General features: G+C 70.2%; 19 protein-coding genes. 7 read left to right on the plus strand and 12 right to left on the minus strand.

Annotation, left to right across the window (positions count from 1 at the left end):
* Nucleotides 1-2 precede the first annotated feature (2 nt).
* Nucleotides 3-1667: an ABC transporter substrate-binding protein gene (locus ABG085_RS14625; RefSeq protein ID WP_347976449.1), complete on the minus strand. Its 1665-nt coding sequence runs from the start codon at nucleotides 1665-1667 to the stop codon at nucleotides 3-5.
* A gap of 64 nt (nucleotides 1668-1731) precedes the next feature.
* Nucleotides 1732-3516 carry an amidohydrolase gene (locus ABG085_RS14630; protein ID WP_347976450.1) on the minus strand — a complete coding sequence of 595 codons (1785 nt, stop codon included), beginning with the start codon at nucleotides 3514-3516 and terminating at the stop codon, nucleotides 1732-1734.
* A 166-nt stretch (nucleotides 3517-3682) separates the two neighbouring features.
* On the opposite strand from ABG085_RS14630, the gene ABG085_RS14635 reads away from it, so the two are divergent.
* From ABG085_RS14635 to ABG085_RS14645, 3 genes are all read left to right on the plus strand, one after another.
* The gene (locus ABG085_RS14635) at nucleotides 3683-4369 is read left to right on the plus strand and encodes a TetR family transcriptional regulator (RefSeq protein WP_347976451.1); all 687 of its coding nucleotides are present in this window, start codon (nucleotides 3683-3685) and stop codon (nucleotides 4367-4369) included.
* A 159-nt stretch (nucleotides 4370-4528) separates the two neighbouring features.
* Entirely contained in the window at nucleotides 4529-6292 is a 1764-nt protein-coding gene (locus ABG085_RS14640; RefSeq protein WP_347976452.1) for an MDR family MFS transporter, read from the plus strand.
* Nucleotides 6293-6303: 11 nt separating this feature from the next.
* On the plus strand, nucleotides 6304-6768 hold the full coding sequence (locus ABG085_RS14645; RefSeq protein WP_347976453.1) for a MarR family transcriptional regulator: 465 nt from the start codon (nucleotides 6304-6306) through the stop codon (nucleotides 6766-6768).
* Nucleotides 6769-6786: 18 nt separating this feature from the next.
* Here the strand turns inward: ABG085_RS14645 and ABG085_RS14650 are convergent, their stop codons facing one another.
* The 8 genes from ABG085_RS14650 to ABG085_RS14685 all read right to left on the minus strand — a co-directional run bounded on the left by ABG085_RS14650 (nucleotide 6787) and on the right by ABG085_RS14685 (nucleotide 15220).
* Nucleotides 6787-7083, minus strand: coding sequence for a Dabb family protein (locus ABG085_RS14650; protein WP_347976454.1), 297 nt, complete (start codon nucleotides 7081-7083; stop codon nucleotides 6787-6789).
* Between the two features lie 42 nt (nucleotides 7084-7125).
* Complete coding sequence (locus ABG085_RS14655; protein ID WP_347976455.1) at nucleotides 7126-8133, minus strand: sugar phosphate isomerase/epimerase family protein; 1008 nt, start codon at nucleotides 8131-8133, stop codon at nucleotides 7126-7128.
* Nucleotides 8134-8159: 26 nt separating this feature from the next.
* Nucleotides 8160-9017 (minus strand): sugar phosphate isomerase/epimerase, encoded by an 858-nt coding sequence (locus ABG085_RS14660; protein ID WP_347976456.1) that lies wholly within the window; start codon nucleotides 9015-9017, stop codon nucleotides 8160-8162.
* Nucleotides 9018-9140: 123 nt separating this feature from the next.
* Nucleotides 9141-10352: a substrate-binding domain-containing protein gene (locus ABG085_RS14665; RefSeq protein WP_347976457.1), complete on the minus strand. Its 1212-nt coding sequence runs from the start codon at nucleotides 10350-10352 to the stop codon at nucleotides 9141-9143.
* Nucleotides 10353-10354: 2 nt separating this feature from the next.
* On the minus strand, nucleotides 10355-11446 hold the full coding sequence (locus tag ABG085_RS14670; RefSeq protein ID WP_347976458.1) for an ABC transporter permease: 1092 nt from the start codon (nucleotides 11444-11446) through the stop codon (nucleotides 10355-10357).
* Nucleotides 11443-12543: an ABC transporter permease gene (locus tag ABG085_RS14675; protein WP_347976459.1), complete on the minus strand. Its 1101-nt coding sequence runs from the start codon at nucleotides 12541-12543 to the stop codon at nucleotides 11443-11445. The genes ABG085_RS14670 and ABG085_RS14675 overlap by 4 nt, the downstream gene beginning before the upstream one ends.
* The gene (locus ABG085_RS14680) at nucleotides 12540-14117 is read right to left on the minus strand and encodes a sugar ABC transporter ATP-binding protein (RefSeq protein WP_347976460.1); all 1578 of its coding nucleotides are present in this window, start codon (nucleotides 14115-14117) and stop codon (nucleotides 12540-12542) included. The genes ABG085_RS14675 and ABG085_RS14680 overlap by 4 nt, the downstream gene beginning before the upstream one ends.
* Nucleotides 14114-15220 carry a Gfo/Idh/MocA family oxidoreductase gene (locus ABG085_RS14685; RefSeq protein WP_347976461.1) on the minus strand — a complete coding sequence of 369 codons (1107 nt, stop codon included), beginning with the start codon at nucleotides 15218-15220 and terminating at the stop codon, nucleotides 14114-14116. The genes ABG085_RS14680 and ABG085_RS14685 overlap by 4 nt, the downstream gene beginning before the upstream one ends.
* Nucleotides 15221-15333: 113 nt before the next feature.
* Between ABG085_RS14685 and ABG085_RS14690 the strand changes: the two genes are divergently transcribed.
* A complete protein-coding gene (locus tag ABG085_RS14690) occupies nucleotides 15334-16527 on the plus strand; it encodes an ROK family transcriptional regulator (RefSeq protein ID WP_347976462.1) in 1194 nt (397 codons plus the stop codon).
* Between the two features lie 206 nt (nucleotides 16528-16733).
* A complete protein-coding gene (locus ABG085_RS14695; RefSeq protein WP_347976463.1) occupies nucleotides 16734-17759 on the plus strand; it encodes an NADP-dependent oxidoreductase in 1026 nt (341 codons plus the stop codon).
* Between the two features lie 113 nt (nucleotides 17760-17872).
* Here the strand turns inward: ABG085_RS14695 and ABG085_RS14700 are convergent, their stop codons facing one another.
* Nucleotides 17873-18763 carry a LysR family transcriptional regulator ArgP gene (locus ABG085_RS14700; RefSeq protein ID WP_347976464.1) on the minus strand — a complete coding sequence of 297 codons (891 nt, stop codon included), beginning with the start codon at nucleotides 18761-18763 and terminating at the stop codon, nucleotides 17873-17875.
* A gap of 71 nt (nucleotides 18764-18834) precedes the next feature.
* Here ABG085_RS14700 and lysE point away from each other — a divergent pair, with 71 nt between their 5' ends.
* Nucleotides 18835-19590, plus strand: a complete 756-nt coding sequence (lysE, locus tag ABG085_RS14705) for an L-lysine exporter (protein ID WP_347976465.1) — start codon at nucleotides 18835-18837, stop codon at nucleotides 19588-19590.
* Nucleotides 19591-19597: 7 nt separating this feature from the next.
* Here lysE and ABG085_RS14710 read toward each other — a convergent pair whose 3' ends face one another.
* Nucleotides 19598-19951, minus strand: a complete 354-nt coding sequence (locus ABG085_RS14710) for a DUF1801 domain-containing protein (protein ID WP_347976466.1) — start codon at nucleotides 19949-19951, stop codon at nucleotides 19598-19600.
* Nucleotides 19952-20010: 59 nt separating this feature from the next.
* On the opposite strand from ABG085_RS14710, the gene ABG085_RS14715 reads away from it, so the two are divergent.
* Nucleotides 20011-20286 (plus strand): acylphosphatase, encoded by a 276-nt coding sequence (locus ABG085_RS14715; RefSeq protein ID WP_347976467.1) that lies wholly within the window; start codon nucleotides 20011-20013, stop codon nucleotides 20284-20286.
* Nucleotides 20287-20299 lie beyond the last annotated feature (13 nt).

Here is a 20299-nt window from a genome sequence, read left to right on the forward strand (position 1 = left end):
GGTCACCGGGAGCCAATGGTCGCCGCCCACGGGTAGTAGAGGAACGCCACCGACGGTGCGACGCCGGTCACGCGGTCGCTCAGGAAGACGGTCGTCGGCCCCTCGAACAGCGGCAGCCAGGGCAGCTGCTCGTTCGCGATGCGCTGAGCCTGAGCCGTGATCCCGCTGCGCTGCGCCGGGTCGTCGATCGCCACCGCCTCGTCGACGAGCGCATCGAAGTCCGGATCGCTCCAGCCGCCGTAGTTGCTGAACTCCCCCGTTCGCAGCACGCCGTACATCTCGAGAGGGTCGGGACTCGAGAGGTACCAGGAGGTGTAGAAGAGGTCGACGCCGTCACGCGCGGCCGGGTCCGAGAACAGGGCGGTGTACGCGCTCGGGCTCACGGTCTGGATCGTCGCCTTCAGCCCGATCGCCTGCGCGGCCGCCGCCGCGCCCTGCGAGATCACCGCGAAGTCGTTGCCGAGGGGTGCCGTCGCGATGACGATCTCCTCACCGGCCACGCCCGCGTCGTCGATGAGCTTCTTCGCCGCCTCGAGGTCGTACGGGTACTCCTCGAGCCCGTCGAACGCGTCGTCGAGCGCCGCTTCGCTCGCGCCCACCCACACCGACTCGGTGGTGAGCGCGTTGGTGACCTCCCCGTAGCCCTGGGCAGCGGCATCCAGGATCCCCTGCCGGTCCATCGCCAGGAGCAGGGCCTCGCGCACGCGCTCGTCACCGAGCGGGCCTTCGAGATCGCTCACGATCAGGCTGCCGACGGCCGTGTTGAGCCCGAAGTAGACGTCGCCCTTGCCGGAGCCCTGCAGCTGCGCGATCGCGTCGGGCGGGAGCATCCAGCCGCCGTCCACTTCGCCGGACTTCAGAGCATTGACCCGGGCGTTGGGGTCGGTCATGAAGAGCACCTCGACCTCGCCCGCCCGGGCGCGAAGCGCCTCGTCCCAGTAGTCGTCGTACCGCGTCAGCGTGACCGATTCGCCGGACTTCCAGGCCGTCAGCTCGAAGGGCCCGGTGCAGTTCACGAGGCCGGTGGAGTTGCCGTAGTCGGCGCCCTTCTGGGCCAGCGTCGCGGCAGACTCGACGACGCCGGCCGAGCCGCCCATCGCGAGGTTGAACTGGGAGTCGGGCCGCGTCATCGTCACGGTGACCTGGCGATCGCCGGTCTGCTCGATCGCGGCGACGTTCTGATACGCCGAGTACCACGACGAGCCCACCTCAGGGTCGAGATGGCGGCTCATCGACGTGACGACGTCGGCGGCGGTGAGCGGCGTGCCGTCGTGGAAGGTGACGCCCTCGCGGATCGTGTACACCCAGGTCTCGGGCGACGGATGCTCGAACGACTCCGCAAGGCCCGGCGACAGTGTGTAGTCGGGATTGAGGCGCAGCAGCGACTCGCACACGTTCGCGAGCACCTGGTTGTCGGCGTAGTCGAACGCGTAGGCGTAGTCGAGCGAGTACGGCTCGGAATAGCTCACCCAGGTGAACGAGTCGATGTCACCGGACGGCGCAGCCGTCTGCGCGGTGAGCTCCCACTCGGGCGCGGTGGTCGCATCGGGCTCGGCCTCGCCCGGGCTGCACGCCGAGAGGACGAGCACGCCCACGAGGCCGGCAGCTGCCAGCGCGGCGGGGCGATGGACGGCGGATCGACGGGCGGTGCGTCGAGTGGGGATCATGGTGCTCCTCGGGTGCGGACGTCGGTGTCGGGTGGAGAAGGATCGGGTGCGATGCGTGGCCGGGTCAGCCGTGGCTCGCGACGTGCGTCGGGATGGCCCGCCCACCGGTCTCGGAGGCATCCGACGGGGCGTCGGATCCCGGCCATGCATCCTCGCGGGCGTAGACGCGCTCGCCGTCGATCCAGGTCGAGACGACCTGGCACGCGTACAGCTCCTCCGCCGGGACGGCGAACGGGTTGGGATCGACGACGACGAGGTTCGCCAGGTAGCCGGTGCGGAGGTATCCGGTGTCGTGGTCGCGGTGATTCACGTAGGCGGTGCCGGACGTGTACGCGGCGAGCGCCGACGCGAGATCCAGCCGCTGATGCGCGCCGCCCAGGGGCGCGGCGTCCGACAGCGGCGCGACCCGATTGACGGCGATGTGCACGCCTGCCAGTGGATCGGCGCTCGAGACCGGCCAGTCGCTGCCGCCGGCGAGGCGCACGCCGGCGCGCTGCAGATCGCCGAACGGGTACTGACGGGATGCCGCCGACTCGGCGAGGAACGGCAGTGTCAGCTCGTCCATCTGGTCTTCGTGACACGCCCACAGCGGCTGCATGTTCGCGACCGCCCCCACCGCCGCGAAGCGCGGCACGTCGGCCTCGTCGATGACCTGGATGTGCGCCAGGTGGTGACGCCCGTCCGTGTCGCCGTTCGCCGCGGCCGCCGCCTCGACCGCGTCGAGCGCCTCCCGCACGGCCCGGTCGCCGAGAGCGTGGAAGTGCAGCTGGAACCCGGCCGCATCGGCCGCGGTCGCATACTCGCAGAGCTTCTCGGCGGGGATGAACGACAGTCCGCGGTTCTCGGTGTCGTGCCCGTGACCGTCGCGGTAGGGCTCCAGCATGGCGGCCGTGTGGTTCTCGGCGACGCCGTCGACCATGAGCTTGATGGAGCCGAGCGAGAACCGATCCTCGCGGCCCAGCGCGGCGATCTCGTCGCGGAGGCGGATCATCTCGTGGAGCTGCTCGATGCCCTCGGCCCGCTCCCACCACTGCGCCCCGACGACGTGCGCCTTGAGCGTGCCCTCGGCGAGTGCCCGCCGGTAGGACGCGAGTCCGCCGGCGATCCCCGGGAAGTCACCGACGAGGGCGTCCTGCCATCCCGTGATGCCCTGCGCGAGCAGGTCTCGCTGCGCCCGCAGCAGCCCGGCGTACGCGAGGTCCGCGGAGACGGTCGGACGCACGGCGGCGAAGAGGTCGGTCGCCCCCTCGTGGAACGTGCCCGCGGGGAAGCCGTCCGCCTCTCGCTCGATGCGTCCGTCGGCAGGGTCGGCGGACGCGGCATCGATGCCGGCCACGCGCATGGCGGCGCTGTTCGCCCAGGACGAATGGTGGTCGCGGCTCGCCAGCAGCACGGGCCGGTCGGGCACGATGGCGTCGAGCGCGTCCCGCGGCGGTGCGCCGCCCGCGAAGTGATCCATCGACCAGCCGCCGCCGACGATCCATTCGGCGTCGGGATGGTCGGCGGCGTAGCGGGCGATGGTCGCGAGGGCATCGGCGGCATCCTCGGAGCCCGTGAGGTTGCACTGCAGCAGCTCGACGCCGCCCGACATCGGGTGGATGTGCGCATCCTGGAACCCCGGCGCCAGCAGCGCGCCGGCCAGGTCGACGACGTGGGTGTCGGGACCGATGAGCGCGGATGCCGCGTCCTCGCTGCAGACCGCGGCGATGCGTCCGTCCCGCACCGCGACGGCGAGACCGGTCAGCGCCTGCTGGGTCCCCGCAGTCACGAGGTCGGAGCTGAACAGCGCGCCTCCGGTGAACACGGTGTCTGCGAACGGCGTCTGTGCGTCAGCAACGGCAGCGGCCACGGAACTCTCCTTCGTCATCGATCGGGGTTGCTTGACGATAGGCGCATGTCATCGCCGCTGTCAACACCGTTGACCGCGCTGATGACACGGCCGGTAGGCTGGGCGCGTCACGGCGTCGAGACGCGGCTCCGTGGAACGATGGACGGCGAGGACGAAAGCGGGGATCATGGCGGCACGCAGCGGAGCGACCTCCGAGAAGGCCGGCGGCAGGCGGCTGGATCGAGCGACGATCATCAGCGCCGGTCTCGAGCTCGCCGAGACCACCGGCTCGGCATCCCTGTCCATTCGCGATCTCGGCGCGAAGCTCGGCACCGACCCGACCGCCGTCTACCGGCACTTCCGCAGCAAGGACGACCTCATGGGGGCGCTGCTCGACGAGCTCACCGTGCGCAGCCTCGCCGCGGTGACCGCGCCCCCAGAGGAATGGCAGGAGCGACTGCGCCAGTTGGCGTCCGCCACGCTCGACGAGCTCTCGCGCTATCCCACCATCGGCCAGGAAGCCATCGTGCTCACCACGCACGGGCCGGGCGAGCTCGATGCGATCGAGTTCATGCTGGACGCCTTCTCACGCGCCGGCCTCACGGGAGAGCACCTCGTGCAGCACTACGCCTTGATGGCGACACACGTCCTCTCATCCGCCGCGGGCGTTGCGCGGGCGCAGACCGCGCGTGCCACGTCGGCGCCCGCAGAGTCGAGTCCCTGGTTCGAGGGTCCTCTGCTGGTCGACCCCGTCCAGCACCCCCACATCGCACAGATCTCTCCGCAGCTGCTCGCTCTCGAGGATCGCGAGCTCTTCGCCCTCGGCGTGGAGTGGATCATCCGCTCCGCCGAACGCTCCGCCCTGTCCGCCTGAGCAGCGGCGGCACGTGCATCTGACCTTCTCCCGCACCGATAGTTGACGCACGTCAACCATCGGCGTATAGTTGACCCATATCAACTGTTGACCTGCGTCAACCACTCTTGCGTCATCGGCGCCGCACATCCTCGATCAACATCAGCGAGAAGGATTCCCATGGCTACGTCCACCCCCGCGACCGGGTCGGTCGCCACTGCCGCCGCCGGCAGCACGAACTCGGAAGAGAAGCGTCAACACCGCAAGGTGCTGCAGGCGCTCACGGGACTGCTGCTCGGCATGTTCGTGTCGATGCTCGCGTCGACCGTCGTCTCGACCTCGCTGCCCGTCATCGTCCACGATCTGGGCGGCGACCAGGCGGCGTTCACCTGGGTCGTCACCGCGACCCTGTTGACCACGGCGATCTCGACGCCCGTCTGGGGCAAGCTCGCCGACCTGTTCAACCGCAAGCTGCTGATCCAGATCGCGATCGTGATCTTCGTGCTGGCCACCGCTGCCGCGGGCTTCTCGCAGGACCCCGGCACGCTCATCGCCTTCCGCGCGGTGCAGGGCATCGGCGCCGGCGGTCTCGCCGCGCTCAGCCAGGTGATCATGGCCGACATCATCAGCCCGCGTGAACGCGGTCGCTACATGGGCCTGTTCGGCGCCGTGATGGCCGTCGCGACCGTCGGCGGCCCGCTTCTCGGCGGACTCATCACCGACACCATCGACTGGCGCTGGAACTTCTTCATCGCGCTGCCCTTCGCCGTCGCCGCGCTCATCATGATGCAGCGCACGCTGCACCTGCCGGCGCGCCCGAAGGTGAAGGCCCGCATCGACTACTTCGGCATCGTTCTGCTCTCGACCGCCGTGTCGCTGCTGCTCATCTGGGTCACCAACGCGGGCAAGGACTACGACTGGTGGAGCACCGAGACGATCCTCATGGTCGGCGGGGCACTCCTCGCCGCCGTGGTGTTCGTGATCGTCGAGCTGCGCTCCAAGGAGCCGCTGATCCCCCTGACGATGTTCCGCAACCGCACCTTCACGCTGGCGGTCATCGCGTCGATCTCGATCGGCATCGCGATGTTCGGCACCTCGGTGTTCCTCAGCCAGTACATGCAGCTCGCCCGCGGCGCCACGCCGACCGAGGCCGGCCTGATGACCATCCCGATGATCGCCGGCCTGCTGCTGGCGTCGATCGTGATCGGCGGCCTCGTCACCAAGCACGGCCACTGGAAGCCGTACCTGATCGTCGGCGGCGTGCTGCTGATCGCCGGGTCGTTCCTGCTGTCGACGATCGAGTACGACACCAACTTCGTGCTGGTCTCGCTGTACATGTTCCTGCTCGGCGCGGGCGTCGGCATGACGATGCAGAACCTCGTGCTCATCGTGCAGAACACCGCGAAGCCCAGCGAGATCGGCGTCGCGAGCTCGGGTGTCACGTTCTTCCGCAGCCTGGGCGGCACGATCGGCGTCTCGGTGATGGGTGCCGCATTGGCGACATCGGCGACCGACCTGTTCGCGCAGCGCAAGGAAGAGATCGGCGCGGCCATCATGACGCTGGGCGAGAAGGGCGCCGCCATCGCGGCGCAGCTCCAGTCGGGCACCATCCCGCAGGTGTCGGCCTTGCCCGAGGGGATCCGCGTGATCGTCGAGGACATCTACGCGCAGGCCATCGCCCACTCGTTCCTGATCGCCGTGCCGCTGGCCGTCGTCAGCCTGATCGCGATCATCTTCCTGCCGAACAAGCCGCTCACCCGCATGACGACGAGCGAGCGCGTGCAGGCCAGCGAGGCCGACCTCGCGACCGTCTCGGTCGCCGAGGGCATGGACGCGCTGACCGCCACGGCGACGGTGAAGACGCAGGATGCCGAGTCCTCCGCATCCGCTGCGCCCGAGCAGTCGCGCCCCGCGGCCGACGAGGCCCGGTCCACCCGGCGCTAATGTCGAACACGATGACCTCCCCCGACACTCGAGAGGCGCGCACCGAAGCGGTGCGCGCCCTCGAGGCGGAGTTCGGCGAGCTGATCAACCGCTTCCGGCGGATCATCACCGAGAACGCGAACCGCGTGAGCCCCGGCATGCTGCCCGGCGCCTACAAGGTGTTCACCACCATCGTCCGCCGCGAAGGCATCACCCTCTCGGCGCTCGCCGAGGCCCTGACGGCCGACAAGGGCCAGATCAGCCGAACGGTGCGCGAGCTCGAGCAGCTCGGCCTGATCGAGCGCACGCCCGACCCCGATGACGGCCGGTCGAGCCTGCTCTCCCCCACCCCGTTCGGATTGGAGCGCCTTGCAGAAGCCCGCGCGCCGCAGGAGAGCCTGCTCGTCGATGCCCTCGAGGAGTGGCCGGTCGACGACATCCTGAATCTGACCCGCCTGCTGCACGCCCTCACGCTCGGCGAGCGCCCGGCCTCCTGAGTCGGCGCCGGACGCCGGCTAGAGACGCGTGAAGTCGTACTCCTGGAACGCCTCGACCTCAGGCACCCACCGGCTCTCGACGAAGTCGACGTGCGCCGGGTGCGTGTTGTAGGCGTCATAGGCGTCCTGGTCGGCGAACACCATCGTGAACTGATGGGTGAGCTCGCTCTTCGGGCTCACCTGGCGGTTCACGGCGAACTCGGTGACGCCGGGGATCGCGGTCAGCGTCCGCCGGCCGGTCTCGACGAACTCGCGCTCCTCCTCGGAACCGGGCGCGTGGACCAGCCGGAAGACGACGGTGTGCTCGATGGACATGTGCTCCCCTGTGTGGTTGAGGACCGGTTGGTTTGAGAAGGCCTATTGGTTCGAGAAGGCGGCATCGAACGAGGCGTCCGGCGCCTTCCACAGCAGCGACCGCACGAAATCGAGCGCCTGTGCGGCCCCGTGCAGCCGGTCCATGCCGGCGTCCTCCCATTCGATGGAGATGGGGCCGGTGTAGCCGATCGCATCGAGCGCGCGGAACGAATCCTCCCACGGCACGTCTCCGTGGCCGGTCGAGACGAAGTCCCAGCCCCGTCGCGGGTCGCCCCAGGGCAGGTGCGAGCCGAGCACGCCCGCACGGCCGTTGCGGGGCCGCATCCGTGTGTCTTTGCAGTCCACGTGATAGATGCGGTCCTGGAAGTCCCAGATGAACCCGACGGGATCGATGTTCTGCCACATCATGTGCGACGGGTCCCAGTTGAAGCCGAACGCCTCGCGGTGGCCGATCGCCTCGAGGGCGCGCACCGAGCTCCAGTAGTCGTACGCGATCTCGCCGGGGTGCACCTCGTGCGCGAAGCGCACGCCCTCCGCGTCGAAGACGTCCAGGATGGGGTTCCAGCGGGCGGCGAAGTCCTCGAAGCCGCGCTCGATGACCTCCGCCGGCACCGGCGGGAACATCGCGAGGTACGGCCAGATCGACGACCCGGTGAATCCCACGACGACGTCGATCCCGAGCTTGCGCGCCACCCGCGCGGCGCGCTTCATGTCTTCGGCGGCGCGCTGCCGCACGCCTTCGGCATCGCCGTCGCCCCACACGTAGTCGCGCAGGATCGCCTGATGGCGGAAGTCGATCGGCGCATCGCACACCGCCTGACCTCCCAGGTGGTTCGAGATCGCGAAGGCCGTGAGACCGTGCCGGTCGAGGATCTCGCGCCGTGAGGCGACGTACGCGTCGTCCTCGTCGGCGCGCTTCAGATCGAGGTGATCGCCGGATGCCGCGATCTCGAGCCCGTCGTACCCCCACGACGCCGCGAGCCGCGCCACCTCCTCGAACGGCAGGTCGGCCCACTGCCCGGTGAACAGGGTGACGGGGTGCTCGGCCATGGACTCCTCCTCGAGTCGTACGACGGTCAGTGCTGCGCCTGGAGCGCGCTGAGGTACCTGAGCGACCGCTCCGCCAGGTCGTCCTGACTCGACGCGAGCGGGCGCCAGACCGACGCGGCCACGGCGATCGTGGCGTTCTCACCGGTGAAGCTCTCCAGCCCCAGGATGCCTTCATACCCGGCTTCGTCGAGCGCCGCCAGCGTCGCCGGCCAATCGGTGTGGTCATCCCCCACCGGTCCGCGATCGCTCCCGCACACCTGGACGTGCGCGATGCGCCCGGCGGCCGACCGGATGGCGGCCTCCGGGCGCTTCTCCTCGATGTTGAGGTGGTAGGTGTCGAGCGCCAGTCCGAGTCCGCTGCCGAGCAGCGGGCCCAGGGCGTCGAGCGCTTGCTCGACGGTGTTGATCACGCTCGTCTCGTAGCGGTTCAACGGTTCGACGGCGAGCGCGAGCCCCTCCGCGGCGGCCTCTTCGACGAGCGGCTCGAGATTGCGTCGCAGCTGGGCGACCACTTCGGTGCGCTGGTCGCCGGTCATGCGCCAGGTCACGCCGGTCGGGGCGTAGAAGGGACCGGCGACGACGGAAGCCCCGACCCGGCGGGCTGCGGCGAGACAGGTGCGCAGGTATGCCTGGGTGGCGGCGACGTTGCCCGCGCGATCCACGAGGGACCGGCCCGGCCCCATCGCGCCGATCACGACGGGCTGCAGCTGCAGCGACTCGAGCAGATCACCGGTGCGGCCGGCATCCCAGTCGCCCGCGTTCTCGAGCGGGAGCTCGATCGCCCCGAAGCCCATGCGCGCGATCTTCGGCGCGAGCTCGGCCAGGGAGTCGTCGGTCAGTGGCGAGGTCCACACCCACGTGTTGACACCGATCGTGCGCTGCATGCTCTTCTCTTCGTTCGTTCGGTGGGCAGCGAGACCGTGTCCCACTTCCTGTCGTTCCGACGACCCGGAAAGCGGTGTCATCGGGACATGATCGGCAGGAAGTGGGACACGGGGTGTCGCGGGTTACGGGATCTGGCGCTCCTGCCAGACATCGGGGTAGCCCGGCAGGTTCTCGCCGCCGAACTTCGCGTAGTGACCGTCGGGCATGCCGTCGTTCGCCTCGAGCCACTCATCGAGCTCGCCTGCCTCGATCGGCACCTGCGGGAGCACCCACTCCTTCGGGACCTCCTCGCCGGCGAAGATCTTCTGCGCCGCCAGGAGCGGCGTGCGCCACTGGAAGTTCGAGTACACCGGTGCAAGACCGGTCAGCTCCGTCTCCTTCCACTTGCGCAGGAAGCTCATCTCGTCCTCACCGGTCATGACCGGGTAGTCCACGCCGGCGTCCTCGAACGCCTCGATGGCGGCGACGGCGCCGTCACCGGCATCCATCCAGATGCCGTGCACGTCGCCCTTGGCGAGCTCGTCGCTGATGAAGCTCTTGATCTCGGCCGGGTCGGCGCCGGTGAAGTGGTCGACCGCCTCGATGCCGGCCTCTTCGAACAGGTGCTCGGCTGCCGCCCAGCGCTGCTCGAGCACGTCGACGCCCGGGAGGATGCGGAGGCCGATGACCTTGTCGCCCTCCTCCAGGTTGTCGATGAGGAACTCCGCCGTGTCGATGCCCCACGCGAACCCGCCGATGGGGTGGATGAACGTGACCGGGCAATCGGTCTCGACGCCGCGGTCGAACACGATCACCGGCTTGCCGGTGTCACACGCACGCTCGACAGCCGGCGTCATGGCCGCGGTGCTGTTGGGCGAGATGATGAAGACGTCGCAGTTGCCCTCGGAGATGAAGTAGTCGATGTCGGCGATCTGCGTGTCGTCGGAGTCCTGCGCGTCGCGGGTCTCCATCTCGCTGATGGCGCCGGCCTCCTGCAGCACCTCCAGCTGCTGGTTCATGGTGATCCAGCCGGTCTGGCGCCACGGGTTCGAGATCGACGCGTTGGCGAAGCAGGCCTTCTTCGGCCCGGTGCTCGCATACTGCGACGTGTCGACCATCTCGGCGTCGATGTACTGCAGGTACGGCTCGTCCTCCGGCCCTTCGGGCACGACTTCGCGCTGTGCCATCTGGGTGTCGAACAGCTCCTGGTCGAACCATTCGTTCGCGCCGCCGTCGTCGCTCGGCTCGGCCGAAGAGTCCGGCGGAGCCACGTTCGGATCGGTCGTGCAGCCGGCCAGGGCGAAGAGGCCGACGAGCGCCACCGATGTGGTGGCGATCTTCAGTGATCGTCGCATTGCTAGTCTCCTCTGTTTCTGTGGTGTGAGTTCTCAGCGACGCCCTCCGCAGCGAGGGCAGGTGATGCGGACACCTCGGCGCCCACGGGCGCGTCTGGTTTCTTCCCCAGGTCGGGAGAAGTCGGTGGGGCCCCGCCGCGGCGGCGGGAGCGGAATACGAGGCCCGAGTAGGCGACGGCGGCGATGATGATGACGCCCTGCACCGCGTCGCGCAGCGACGAGGGCACCCCGGCGATGTTGAGCAGCAGGAACAGCGCCTCGAGCACGAAGGCGCCGGCGACCGCGGCGACGATCCAGCCCCGGCCGCCGCCGAGCACGACCCCGCCGAGCACCACCGCGGTGATGGCGATGAACTCGTACCCGCGCCCGACGGAGGGATGCACGCCGGCGTAGCCGACCAGCAGCACGGCCGAGACCGTCGCCGAGAGCGCCGAGATCATGAAGGCGCGTGTGGTGACCCACCAGTCCCGGGCACCGGAGTAGCGCGCCGCACGGGCGTTGTCGCCGATCGCGATCAGCAGCTTGCCCAGCGGGCGCTTCGTGATCAGGATGCCGAGGGCGAGCCACGCGGCGAGGATCAGGACGGACCACGGAAGGAAGTCGATGAACGGGATGTCGCGGATGCCGCCGCGGCCGATCTGGCGGAAGCTGTCGGCGGGGTTCCCGGTGGCCGCGCCGCCGGTCCACCACAGCACCAGCCCCAGCAGAGCCAGCATCATCCCGAGGGTCACGATGAAGGACGGCACCTTGAGCAGCGTCGTCAGCAGGCCGTTCACCAGCCCGACGAACAGGCCGATCACGATCATGAGGCACAGCACGGGAATCGTGCGCGAGTCGTCCTCACCGACGAGGTTGCCCGCGATGATGACCTGCGCCGTGATGAGCGAGCCCTGCGACAGGTCGAACTCGCCGGCGACGATCACGAAGTACTGCCCGATCGCCACGATCGCCACGGGCGCGACGCGCTGGATGTAGCGCATGATCTGCCCGGGCTCGGCGAAGTCGGGGTTGAGCACGATGACCGCCGCGAGCAGGATCACCAGCAGGAGGAAGACCGCGCCACGGGGGCTGACGAGCGTGCGAAGGAAGTTCATCGCGTGCCACCTTCCGTCGTGGGACCGGCATCGGTCGCGCCCGCCTCCGCCTCGAGGGCGTGGGATGCCGCTGCCATCGCGGGCGCCGCGGCATCGGCCGCGGCATCCCCGCCCGTCCTGGTTCCGCCGGGACCGAAGCGGGCGCGGCGGCGCACGATGGCGCGGCGGCTGTACACGGCGACGGCCGCCACGATCACGACGCCGCGGACGACGTCCTTGAGGAAGGGATTGACCTGCATGACGCTCATCACGTTGTCGACGACCGCGAAGATCGCGACACCGCCGATCGTGCCCCAGATCGAGCCGCGCCCACCGAGCAGCAGTGTTCCGCCCAGCACCACCGCCGCGATCGACAGCAGTGCGTAGCCGCCCTGCTGCCCGACGGTGGGGCTGCCGACGCCGAGCCGGCTGGCCAGCAGCAGACCGGCGAGGCCGGCGAACACCGAGCAGAGCACGTGCGCGGCGATGAGCGGCGGGCGGGTTCGAACGCCCGAGAGGCGCGCGATCTCGGGATCGCCGCCGACCGCGAAGAGGTGCGCGCCGGTACGCGTGCGATCGAGCAGGAACCAGACGAGCACGGCGAGGGCGAGCATGATGATCGTCGACACCGGCACAGGACCCACACCGGTCGCGCCGATGGTCTGGAACTCCCACGGCACCGCACCGGCGCTGCCCTGGAAGTTCGTGTTGAGCACACCCTGCAGGATCAGCCCGACGCCGAGCGTCGCGATGAAGCCGTTGACCTTGAGCACGGTCACGATGAGGCCGTTGGCCAGGCCGATCGCCGCGCAGACGAGGAGTGTGAGCGTGACGGCCCACGGGATGTTCGCCGCGTTGCCGTTCATCGTCGTAGCGGCGATCAGGCTCGCAAGGCTCATGACGTAGACGACCGAGAGATCGAGCGAGGCGCCCAGGATGACCAGCGTCTGTCCGATGGCCACGAGGCCCAGCACGCTCATGCCGGTGAGGATGTCGCGGATGTTGCCGGGGCTGAAGAAGCTGCGCCCGACGGTGGCGACGAGGATCGCGCCGACGATGATGACGATGACGAGGATGCCGAGGACGATGGCGGTCTGGTCGACCCGGATGCGCTTCATCGCGCACCTCCCTCGGTCTCGATGCGGGGATCCGCGATCACGTCGTCCGGCGTCTCCTGCGATCCGGTGGCGGCGGTGAGCACCTCGTGCTCGGCCGAACCGGCCGGAAGCTCGGCGACGAGCTCGCCGTCGCGCATGACGAGGATGCGGTCGCTCATCCCGATGATCTCGGGCAGCTCGCTCGACACCATGAGCACGGCCTTGCCCTCGGCCGCGAGCGTGCGCATCAGCTCGTAGACGGCGACCTTCGCGCCGACGTCGATGCCGCGCGTCGGCTCGTCGAACAGCACGACCTGCGGATCGGTGACGAGCCACTTCGCGAGCACGACCTTCTGCTGGTTGCCACCGGAGAGGAAGCGCACCTCCTGATCGACTCCGCGAGATGACACCTCCAGAGAGCTCAGGATGCCGGGTACGGCCTTGCGCGCCGCTCCCGTACGCCCCGTGAAGACGCTGCGCACGACCAGCAGGGCGTTGTCGAGCACCGACTGCGACAGCGCCAGTCCCTGCGCCTTGCGGTCTTCCGTGACGAGAGCCAGGCCCGCCTTGACGGCCGCACGGGCGCTCTTGAGCCGCAACGACCGGCCGTCCAGGATCATCGTGCCCCGCGTGAAGGTGTCCACGCCGAAGATCCCCTCGACGAGCTCGGTGCGGCCCGAACCCTGCAGACCCGCCACGCCGACGATCTCGCCGCTGCGCAGCACCAAGCTGACACCGTCGACGTAGGCGTTGCCGCAGCCGCGGAGTTCGAGCCGCGGGGATCCGACCACGGTGCCCTCGACCGCACCCGGGAAGTAGGACTGGATCGGGCGGCCGACCATGCGGCGCACCAGCTCTGCGCTGGTGAGGTCGGCTGCGGCATCCGTCGACACCAGCGCGCCGTCCTTCAGGATCGTGATCCGGTCGCAGAGGTCGAAGATCTCTTTGAGGCGGTGCGAGACGTAGACCACGGCCACGCCGCGGGCCGTCAGCCGGCGGATGATCGCGTACAGCAGCTCGACCTCGTGGTCGCTGAGCGCCGCCGTCGGCTCGTCCATCGAGATGACGCGGGCGTCGAACGACAGCGCCTTCACGATCTCGACGATCTGCTGCTCGGCGACGGTCAGGGATCCCACGCGCGCCGCCGGGTCGATGAACGTGACGCCGAGGTCTTCGAGCAGCGCGCCGGTGCGACGCACCATCGCCTTCTTGTCGATGAAGCCCGCCCGGCGCGGTTCGCGACCGAGGAACACGTTCTGTGCGACGGTGCGCTCAGGCAGCAGGTTGAACTCCTGGAACACCGTCACGAGACCGGCGTCCATCGCCTGGCGGGGGTGCGTGTACGCGACCTCACGGCCCTCGAACTCCACGGTGCCGGCGTCGGACTGATGCACGCCCGCGATGATCTTCATGAAGGTCGACTTGCCGGCGCCGTTCTCGCCGACGAGGCCGTGCACCTCGCCACGACGGACATCCATGTCGATGCCGGTCAGCACGGGGACGCCGAAGAAGCTCTTCGAGATCCCGCGCGCGCGCAGCACGACGTCGGTCCCTCCCTGCGGCAGCGGGGTATCGGCGAGCATGGTCTCGCTCATGAGGTCACCTCGATCCAGGACTGTGAATGGGCCGCCTCCAGGACGGCCTCGGTGAGCACGGCGGCGCGCAGGCCGTCCGCGAAGGTGGGGAGGCCGTCCGGCGCCTGGCCGGCGATCGCGCTGTACACATCGGCGACGAAGCCGTCGAACGCGTCCTGATAGCCCATCGGATGCCCCGCGGGCACACGCTGCAGCCGGGCCGCGTCGGGATCGGCGGTGGCGGGGTCGCGCAGCATGAGCCGGGAGCCCTTGCGTGCGCCGATCCACAGCTCCTCGGGTCGCTCCTGATCGAAGCGGAGACTGCGCCGGCTGCCGTGCAGCTCGATGACGAGCGCGTTCTTGCGGCCCGGCGCCATCTGAGACACCAGCAGCGTGCCGAGAGCACCGGAATCGGTCTCGACGAGGAGGGCAGCGATGTCCTCGTTGTCCACGCTCCGGCCGGCCCGCTCGTGGAATATCCGGCGCGTGCGGGCGGCGAGGCGCACGATGCGCTCGCCGGCGACGAACTCGACCAGGTCGCACAGGTGCGAGCCGATGTCGGCGAAGGCGCGCGACGGACCGCCGGTCGCGGCATCCGCCCGCCAGTCGTCGTCGTTCTGCCGCAGCATCCAGTCCTGCAGGTATGAGCCGTCGAGCGTCAGCAGAGTGCCGATGCGCCCCGAGGCGACGCGCGCGCGGGCCTCACGCACCATCGGGTGGTAGCGGTACACGAACGGCACCGCGGCCACGACTCCGGCATCCTCCGCGGCGCGCGCGAGGGCCCGGGCGTCGGCGACGGTGGTCGCGAGCGGCTTCTCGCACACGACGTGCTTCCCCGCGGCGAGCGCTGCGGCTGCCAGCGGTGCGTGCGTGGCGTTGGGCGTGCAGATGTGGACGACGTCGACATCGGATGCGGCGAAGACCCCGGCCGCCTCGTCTTCGACCCGCGCGACGCCGAGCTCTCGGGCCACGGCCTCGGCGCGGCCGCGGCTGGAAGACGCGACCACGGTGAGCTGCGCGCCCGCGCGCCGTGCGGCAGCGGCGTGAACGCGCCCCATGAACCCGCCGCCCACGAGTCCCGTGCGCACTGTGTCGACATCGATGTCGATGACTTCCGTAGTCATCCCGTGATCATGTCACGGGGACGCCGACTTTTGCTAGCACTTCGACAAAAGTGATCAGGCCGTGATGTTAAGTCACTGGCTCCGGCACCAAAAGCGTGTGCTTTACTGTCGCCATGGTCGACGCAGTACGCGGCAGCGGCGCCGCCGGCAGCAACGGCGCGGGCGAGATCTTCCAGATCCTCCGCGACGGCCGCGCGCGCACGAAGGCCGAGCTCGCGACCCTCACCGGCCTCGCCCGCTCCACCGTCTCGAGCCGTGTCGACACCCTCCTGGCCGCCGGTCTGGTGCGGCCCGCGGGCGAAGCCGCCTCGACAGGGGGACGCCCGCCCGCCCGTGTCGCGTTCAACCCGATGGCGGGCATCGTGATCGCCGTGGACCTCGGCGCCACGCACGCCACGGTCGCACTCGCGGACCTCGCCGCCAACATCCTCACCACCAACACGCATCCGCTGGACATCGCCGACGGACCCGAGACGGTGCTCGACACCGTGATCGCCGAGGGCGCCGCGCTGCTCGAGGCGCGCGGCATCGCGGCGTCGCAGGTGGTCGGCGTCGGCATCGGGGTGCCCGGGCCCGTCGAGCACTCCACGGGCCGCCCGACGAATCCGCCCATCATGCCCGGCTGGGACCGGTTCGACGTGCCGCACTACGTGCAGCGCACCTTCGACGTGCCCGTCCTCGTCGACAACGACGTGAACATCCTCGCCCTCGGCGAGCAGGCCCTCAGCTGGCCGGGGGTCGCCGACCTCATCTTCGTGAAGGTCTCGACCGGCATCGGCGCCGGCATCATCTCGGGCGGTTCGCTGCAGCGCGGCGCCCAGGGCTCCGCGGGTGACATGGGGCACGTGCAGGTGCCCTACAGCCACGACTCCCCGCGGCCGCCGGGCGACCAGCGCGACCTCGAGGCGATCGCGAGCGGCACCGCGATCGCTGCCGACCTGCGCGCTCAGGGCATCGACGCCGCCGGAAGCTCCGACGTCGTGGCTCTCGTGCGCGCCGGCCATCCGGCGGCGATCACCGCGACACGGCAGGCGGGCCGCGAGGTCGGCGAAGTGCTCGCCACGGTGGTCAACATGCTCAACCCGTCGGTGATCGTCATCGGCGGCAGCGTGGCCCGCGCGGGCGAGCACCTGCTCGCCGGCGCCCGCGAGGTCGTGTACCGGCGCTCCATCCCGCTGGCGACGCAGCATCTGGGAATCGTGCAGTCTCAGGCCGACGAGACCGCCGGCGTCCTCGGTGCCGCGATCATGGTGATGCAGCAGGTGCTCTCGCCCGAGGCCGTCGAGCGCCGGGCGCCGCGAGCCTGACACCGGCGCACCGACGGGAGGACGGATGCCGCGTCCCGCGTCGGTGCGCGGCCGACGCTCGTCCGGCGGTGCGTCTCGTGAGCGCCGGTGCGTTCGCGGCACGGTAGCACCGGCGTAACACGGGTGAGACGAACGCACGGTTGACTGGGCTTCACCGGGTCACGATTCTGGTGCCGATGACGGCACGCCCGCGGAAGGAGTGCGTCATGAGGATCCGACCGCTGCGATCGACACCCGATGCGCCGCTCGCGCCGGTGGCTGAGCCGCCCGCGGCGATGCGGGCGGTGGTCGTGGATGCTCCGGGCGAACCGGACGCGCTGCGCGCGGCATCCGTTCCCGTCCCCTCCCCCGTCCTCAGCGAGCTGCTGGTGCGGGTGGTCGCCGCGGGGGTCAACCCGATCGATGCCAAGACGCGCGCCGGCGCCGGCGTGTCAGGTGCGATCGAGGCCTACCCGGCGACGCCGGGCTACGACTTCAGCGGAATCGTCGTGAAGAGCCCGTACGAGGCGCACGCCTTCCCGCCCGGCACCGAGGTGTTCGGCATGGCGTCGTTCCCGCGGACGGGCGGCACGTACGCCGAGTATGTCGTGGCGCCGTCGCTGTCGGTCGCGCGCAAGCCCGCGGCGCTCTCGCACGTCGAGGCGGCGGGGGTGCCGCTCGCCGCGCTCACCGCCTGGGGGCTGGTCGTCGAGACCGCGCACGCGCATGAGGGTCAGCGCGTGCTGATCCACGCCGGCGGCGGCGGGGTCGGCCACTTCGCCGTGCAGTTCGCCGCCTACTTCGGCGCTCACGTCACCGTCACGGCATCGGCACGCAACGCCCCGTGGCTGCGCGAGCTCGGCGCCTCGGTCGTCATCGACTACACGACGACGAGGTTCGAAGAGGTGGTGGGCGAAGTGGATGTCGTCATCGACCTGGTCGGCAACGTCGGCGGCGACACCGGCACCCGCTCGCTGACCGTGCTGCGACCCGGCGGGCTGTACGTGCTCGTGCCGACCGGCTCGTGGCCGGGCTACGCCGACGCCGCGGCCGACGCCGGGGTGCGGGCCACGTCGTACAAGGTCATCCCCGACGGAGGCGCGCTGGCGACCATCGCCCGCCTGCTCGACTCGGGCTCGGTGCAGGTGTACATCGAGCACGTCTTCGAGCTCGACGAAGCGCCCGAGGCGCACCGCGCGATCGAGACCGGCCACACCCGCGGCAAGGTCGTCCTCCGCGTCAGCGACGGCTGAGCGCGCCGTCCCCTTCACCCCTCCCCCGCCACGCCGCTGCCTGAATCGGTTCACTTGCGCTGGATGTACGCCAAAACGCCAGTTCGGCGTACGTTCAGCGCAAGTGAACGCCATCACGCCGACGCGAGCACGCGGCGGCCCTCGGTCACGATCGTCTCGGCGATCGCGTCGAGGAGCGGAGAGCGCAGGTTCCACTGCTGCCAGTGCAGCGCGACGTCGACGGGCGGGCCGCCGAGCAGCACGAGCTCTCCCCGGTCGAGCGCGTCGTGGGACTGGAAGCGCGGGAGCATGGCCCAGCCGAGTCCGAGCCGCACGGCCGTCGCGAAGTCGTTGGAGGCCGGCACGTAGTGCCGCGGCGGATGCGCGGGATCCACGCCCTGCTGCGCGAGCCACTCGTTCTGCAGGTCGTCGCGGCGGTCGAAGTCCACGAGCGGCGCCTCCGTCAGCGCCGCCCGGCGATCGCCTCCCAGCCACCGCTCGACGTATGACGGCGTGGCGACGGCCTCGTAGCGCATGGCGCCCAGCGCCGACGAGCGGCATCCTGCCACCGGCGCGGCGCGCGAGGTGACCGCACCCATCACGGTTCCCGATTCCAGCAGTCCGGCGGTGAAGTCCTGGTCGTCGCGATGCAGATCGAAGACGACGGGATGCCGCTCCGCCAGCCGTGCGAGCGGCTCGAGGAACCACGTCGCCAGCGAGTCGGCGTTGACCGCGAGCGGCACGCTGGTGAGCGCCGTCTCGCCGTCATCCGCGCCGAGCTCGGCGAGCGCGTCGTGCTCGAGCAGCGCCAGCTGGCGGGCGAGGCGGATCACCGACACACCCGCCTCCGTCGGCCGCACCGGCTTGGATCGCACCAGCACGAGACGCCCGAGCTGCTCCTCGAGCGCCTTGATCCGCTGGCTCACCGCCGACGGCGTGACGTGCAGGCGGCGGGCGGCCGCGTCGAGCGTGCCCTCGTCCACGACGACGGCCAGGGTCTCGGCGAGTTCGGATGGGATGCGCATCTTCAGTGTGGCTAATGGTACTGAAGATCCATGAGCTGGACTACGGAAGCCCCGGCTCGTACCGTCGAAGAGTGCTCACCCCTCTTCTCGCCGGCCTCGGACTCGGCTTCTCGCTCATCATCGCCATCGGCGCACAGAACCTCTTCGTGCTGCGCCAGGGCTTGCGCCGCGAGCACGTGTTCGCGGTGGCGGCGATCTGCGCGATCTCGGACGCGATCCTCATCGCCCTGGGCGTCTCGGGCATCGGCCTGGTGCTGGAGGCGGTGCCGTGGCTGGTCGATGTGGTCCGCTGGGCCGGCGCATTGTTCCTGGTGACGTACGGCGTGCTGGCCGCACGGCGCGCCTGGAAGCCCACGGGCGCCGCGCTCGGCTCGGGGGACGCGCCGGATGCCGGTGTCGACGTCGAGCCCGCGCTTCGCTCGGGAGCGCCGTCCACGGCTGCCTCCCGGCACGCCGACGGTCCCCACGACGCGCAGCCGGCCCACGGGTCGACCGTGGGGACGACCTCGCGTCGAGCCACTCCGGCCCGCACGGCGCTGCTCTCGGTGATCCTCACCTGCCTCGCGCTCACCTGGCTCAACCCGCACGTGTATCTCGACACGGTGTTCCTGCTCGGCACGGTCGCCAGCACGCACGGCGACGCGCGCTGGCTGTTCGCCGCCGGGGCGATCGCCGCGAGCCTGATCTGGTTCTTCGGCCTCGCCTTCGGCGCGCGACTGCTGAGCCGCTGGCTCTCGACTCCCCGCGCATGGCGCATTCTCGACGGGGTGATCGCCGTCGTGATGATCGCGCTGGGCGTCTCGCTCGTGCTCCCGACCGCCGGCTGATCGGGGCTCAGCCCTCGATCTGCTCCTTGCGGGCGGTCACGAGGGTGCGCACGACCTCGTCGGGCAGCGGGTGCTCCGGCTGATAACGGATCGTCCCCTTGTCCAGCCCGATCCCGGGATGCCCCGCCAGCGCGTCGGCGACAGCCGTCACCGCCGCCGGGCTGAACGGGTACACGCCGATGTGCTTCTTGGCGCGCATGACCGACACCAGCGGCTTGCCGCGGTACACCAGCGCCGGCATCCCGTATCCGAGCCCCTGTTCGGCGTCGGGGGCGACGTCGCGGGCGATCTCATAGATCCGCTCGACGGAGGACCGGTCGGCCGGGTCGAGTTCTGTGAGGAGGTCGTCGACGGTTCCCATTCCGGCATCCTGTCATTCCGCTCTCGCCCGCGACACCCCGCGCGCGGCACGATGGAGGCATGAGACGCGTGCACGTGATGGTTCGCGGCGAGGTGCAGGGCGTGGGGTACCGCTACACGATGCGCATGATCGCGCGGGACGCCGGGCTCGCCGGCTGGGTGCGCAACCGCGCCGACGGCTCGGTCGAGGCCGAGCTGGAGGGCACGCCCGACCAGGTCGACGAGGTGCTCGCCTGGATGGCCGAGGGACCGCCCGGCGCGCGCGTCGATTCGGCGACGGTGACGGATGCCGAGCCCACCGGGGAGCGCGGCTTCGAGGTGCGGCCGACCGGCTGACACGCACCCTGGG

It is taken from the genome of Microbacterium sp. ProA8 (assembly GCF_039905635.1).
GTDB lineage: Bacteria > Actinomycetota > Actinomycetes > Actinomycetales > Microbacteriaceae > Microbacterium > Microbacterium chionoecetis.